This window comes from Halorubrum sp. SD612 (assembly GCF_002135005.1).
Window position 1 is genome coordinate 1 of record NZ_NEWI01000202.1, and the last position, 3,937, is coordinate 3,937.

General features: G+C 70.0%; 5 protein-coding genes, 1 tRNA gene and 1 pseudogene. 5 read left to right on the forward strand and 2 right to left on the reverse strand.

Annotated elements, in window-relative coordinates:
* Positions 1-202, forward strand: a 202-nt coding sequence (locus tag B9G38_RS14990; RefSeq protein WP_143415500.1) for a hypothetical protein, incomplete at its 5' end; no start/stop codon positions are given.
* Positions 203-237: 35 nt separating this feature from the next.
* Here the strand turns inward: B9G38_RS14990 and B9G38_RS14995 are convergent.
* Positions 238-708, reverse strand: coding sequence for a redoxin domain-containing protein (locus B9G38_RS14995; protein ID WP_086220909.1), 471 nt, complete (start codon positions 706-708; stop codon positions 238-240).
* Positions 709-857: 149 nt separating this feature from the next.
* Between B9G38_RS14995 and B9G38_RS15000 the strand changes: the two genes are divergently transcribed.
* The 3 genes from B9G38_RS15000 (at position 858) to B9G38_RS15010 (ending at position 2,330) form a co-directional block, all read left to right on the forward strand.
* Positions 858-1,775: a hypothetical protein gene (locus B9G38_RS15000; protein WP_086220910.1), complete on the forward strand. Its 918-nt coding sequence runs from the start codon at positions 858-860 to the stop codon at positions 1,773-1,775.
* 154 nt (positions 1,776-1,929) lie between these two features.
* On the forward strand, positions 1,930-2,205 hold the full coding sequence (locus B9G38_RS15005) for a twin-arginine translocase TatA/TatE family subunit (protein ID WP_086220911.1): 276 nt from the start codon (positions 1,930-1,932) through the stop codon (positions 2,203-2,205).
* A 52-nt stretch (positions 2,206-2,257) separates the two neighbouring features.
* Positions 2,258-2,330 (forward strand) — tRNA-Arg (locus B9G38_RS15010).
* A gap of 163 nt (positions 2,331-2,493) precedes the next feature.
* On the opposite strand, the gene B9G38_RS15015 is transcribed toward B9G38_RS15010, so the two are convergent.
* Complete coding sequence (locus B9G38_RS15015) at positions 2,494-3,192, reverse strand: DUF1405 domain-containing protein (RefSeq protein WP_049929479.1); 699 nt, start codon at positions 3,190-3,192, stop codon at positions 2,494-2,496.
* A 108-nt stretch (positions 3,193-3,300) separates the two neighbouring features.
* Between B9G38_RS15015 and B9G38_RS15020 the strand changes: the two are divergent.
* Positions 3,301-3,937, forward strand: a pseudogene (locus B9G38_RS15020) (secretion system protein E); the annotation flags it as partial.

The following is a 3,937-nucleotide window of genomic DNA, read 5'->3' on the forward strand; positions in this document are numbered from 1 at the left end:
GGAGCTCCGGGCGCTGGTCGGCGACGAACACGGCAAGCCGTTCCGGCCGCGCGAACTCCTGTTCGTCGAGGCCTTCCCGAAGACGCAGTCGGGGAAGATCATCCGTCGCGCGATCGAGTCGGTGTACAACGACGAGGACCCGGGCGACCTCTCGTCGATGGAGAACCCCGAGGCGCTCGACTCGCTGCGCGACCCGGCCTGAGCGCGACCCGCCCGACCGCTCGGTTCGCCCTCCGGTCAGGCGGCCGCGTCCGCCACCGCCTCGGCGAGCGCGTCGTAGTCCGGCTCCTGCCCGGCGTTGTCCGCGAGCCAGCGATACGTCACAGTCCCGTCGGCGTCGATCACGAAGACCGCGCGCTGCGCGACGGTCTCCACGCCGTAGTGTGCGAAGTCCTCGACGACGTCGTACGCCTCGACCGCGCGGTGGTCCGGGTCGGCGACGAGCGCGAACGGGAGGTCGTACTGAACGCGGTAGGCGACGAGCGCGTGCGGGAGGTCGGTGCTCACGCCGAACAGCGTACAGTCGTCGCGGTCGAACCCGTCCCGTAGCGCCTCCATCTCGTCGGTACAGGTGTTCGAGAAGGCGGCGGGGAAGAAGGCGAGCACGACCGGCTCGTCGCCGACGTGCTCGGAGAGTTCGAACGGCTCGATGTCGCCGTCCACGACCGATCCGGTGAAGTCTGGGGCGTCGCCGCCGACGTCTGGCATACCGGGTCGTCGTCTGCCGGGCGTATCACCGTTTCGGCGGCGGCACTCGGCCGCCGGCTCGGGTACCGACTCGCGTCGTGTGACGCCGGAGGGCGCCAGATCGGCGAGCCGGGGGGAGAATTAAGTGTACCACCGACGCAGGACAGGTGATGTCCGGCCCTCCACGCCGCCTCTCACGTCGAACGGTGGCACTGCTCACGGCGACCGCATCGCTGACGACGCTGTCGGGCTGTTTCACGGACGACGGCGGAGACGCCCCCCGCGCGGAGACGGTGCTCAGGCTCGACGAGGCCTCGCTGGTCGGCGTCTCAAACGAGTTTAGCACCCCAGTCGACTTCGTCGGACACGCGGGACGGACGGCCGTCCGGACCGCGATCGACGGCGGAGAAGGGACCGTCGACGGGTACTACGGGCCCGGCGTCTCGGCACCGTACGTCGTCACCGACGGCCCCGAGTACTACCGGATCGAAACCGAGACGGTCGATTCCGTCGCGGCACCGGGCTACGCGTACACGGTGGAGGTCGACGCCGTCGACTCCTTCCTCCTCGGTCCCCCGTCGAGCGTCCCCTTCGCGGACCTCCCGGACCACGACCGGGACACGGTCCTCGACGCGCTCGGGGACGCGTCGCTCGTCCACGCGCCGCACTACCCGCCGTTCGGGGTCAAGTTCGCGTACGCGTCCGCCGAGCGGCGAGAGCGCTCGCTGTTCGTCCCCGGGAACGACGACCAGCGGGTCGAGTGGGACGGCGAGCTGCTGCGGTTCGCGTTCGACGGGGAGCGGTCGGTCGAGGTGCGGACCGTCGCCGTCCGCGCCGACCGCGTCGCCTCGTCGCAGCGCGACTTCCGCCGGGCCGTCGGCGAGGAGCGCGGCCGATCGATCGACGACCCGACCGCGGACCAACGCGCGGTCCTCGACGCGGCGATCGACTCGGAGCACGCGGAGGCCCCGCCGCACTCCGACGCGTTCGCGGCCGTCATCGACGCGATCGCGACGGAGGAGGGCGTCGCTCCGCTCGTCCGCTACGACGGCGACTGGTACTTCGCACGGCTCGCGCGTTCCGACTGATTCGGTCCTCCCGGGTGCTGACGACAGATCTCAGCCATTCGCTTACCGAGCGGCGGCGCCGTTCGCTCGCGTTCGCTGCGGCCGTGCGCGGCGCCCGCGCCGACCCGATAAGGCAAAAAGACTATAGTCGCCACAGAGCTAGAGCGGAGTAGAGATGATAAGTGCGATTCCACTGATCGGCGGCATTCCGGCGGGCCCGGAGCTCCTCATCATCCTGCTCGTTCTGGTCCTGCTGTTCGGGGCGAACAAGATCCCGAAGCTCGCGCGGTCGACCGGCCAGGCGATGGGCGAGTTCCGGAAGGGGCGCGAACAGGTCGAAGAGGAGCTGAAAGACATGCAAGATGGCGAGCAGGCGGACTCGACGCTCGACGACGAGGACGACGAGCTCGACGACCTCGAGACCGAGACCGAAAAAGAAACCAGCGCGTAAGTCGTCCCCGACGCCGACCGATCACCGCGGTCCCGTTTTCTCCTCCCGTCTTGGGCGCGTGGCCTAGCGGACAGGGCGAGAGGTTCCTAACCTCTCGATCGCGGGTTCGAATCCCGTCGCGCCCGTTCCTTCGCCTCGCTCGGCTACGGGCGCGACTGGCTCCACGCTTGCCCACTGCGTTCGCTCGCGTGGATCCCGCCGTGCCCTTTCGTACCGCTTGCGCTCGGATCAGCGTATCCTGTTTGTGATTTAACACCGTGTAGGGGATCTACCGTTTCAGACGATGTACTACGCCGGTCCCTTACCCACCCGACAGAACGAGCGCGCCGCGAGCGTGACGGCACCGACCGCGATTGCGAGCGTCGCGGCGGTGAGGCCCGGGCCGGGCTCGTACAACAGGGGCGGGTGATATCCGAGTCCGTAGTCGACGACGGCGTTCGCGACGCCGAGCCCCAGCGCGGTCGCGAGCGCCCCGCGGGTCGTGCGGCCGAACGCAGGGAACAGGAGCGCGAGCCCGACGAACAACAGGTGCGTCCCGATCACGCCCCAGTAGTAGATCAGCGCGTCGGGCGCGGAGACGTACTGACCGACTGCGAGGTTGAGCGACACCAGCGGCCAGAGCCCGAACTGGACCAGCCAGACGAACGCGACCGTGTGGAGGTACGCGAGTCCGCGAGAGGTGGGCGCGTCCGCGGTGACGCTGCCGCCGCGTCGGACGGTCGGGACGACGCTGGCGAGGACGCCGCCGCCGAGCGCGACCGCGACCGCGGAGTCCGCGTACAGCGGCCAGAGGACGACCGGCACCTCGTCCGCGGTCGGCGCGTAGTACCCGACTCCCACCGCGAACATGAACGCGGTAAACGCGCAGACGACGGCGAGGCTCCGCGGGGTTCCGAGCAGTTCCTCGGCGATCGCCGCCCGGACGCGCCGCCTGACCGCGCGCTGACGCAGTCGGCGGAGTCGCGGGAACCTGTCGGAGCGTGACACGACGGAGGGTCGGCGCGCGGGGGACTAAAATCCGCCCGTCCGCGGTCGATTATCAATCGCGGTGTTTTGCGAGACACCTTTTTCAACGGACCGCGCGTTCCCGGAACTATGAGCGACGAGGATGTCGAACGATCCGCCCTCCAATCCGACACCGGGGGCGGTCGATCGGCGTCCGACGGGTCCGGGTCAGCCGATTCGGACGCGGACCCTGCCGAACCGGAGACGCGAGGCGCTGAGGAGGTATCGACGGACGAGACGGGCGAGGCGGACGAAACAGACGAAACGGACGACCGAGCGTTCGAGAACGTGATTTTCGAGGAGGGGGACGGACCGAACGACTGCTCGCCGGTCGTCACCGACCGGTACACGTGGCGGACGCTACTCGCTGATCGCGGGGACGAAGACGCAGCGGCGCGGGTGTACGCGGACGTGCCGGACGCGCCGGTAGTCCCGGCGGACGCCGTCGCCCTCCACCTGCCGGACGGCGTCGACGGGGTTATCCGAACTGCCGGGGTCGACGAGCCGTTCGCGGCGGACGGCGAGACGGCCGTTCCCGGACACGGCACTCCGGATCGAGGGACGCTCGTCGTCGGTCCCGACGCGGTCGTTCTTAGCGGTGCCGCCGTCGTGCCGACCGGAGAGCGGCCGGCAGCGCCGGCGGAGGCGGTCGAGTCCGCGGACGACGAGGCGGAACCGAACCGCGACGCGGCGGCGCCGGGGAACGACGACGCGCCCGCCGACTCCG

What these genes read in the sequence shown, in the direction of transcription:
- B9G38_RS14995 (WP_086220909.1), bottom strand. Translation starts at nt 708, where the DNA reads ATGCCAGACGTCGGCGGCGACGCCCCAGACTTCACCGGATCGGTCGTG.
- B9G38_RS15005 (WP_086220911.1), top strand. Translation starts at nt 1,930, where the DNA reads ATGATAAGTGCGATTCCACTGATCGGCGGCATTCCGGCGGGCCCGGAG.
- B9G38_RS15000 (WP_086220910.1), top strand. Translation starts at nt 858, where the DNA reads ATGTCCGGCCCTCCACGCCGCCTCTCACGTCGAACGGTGGCACTGCTC.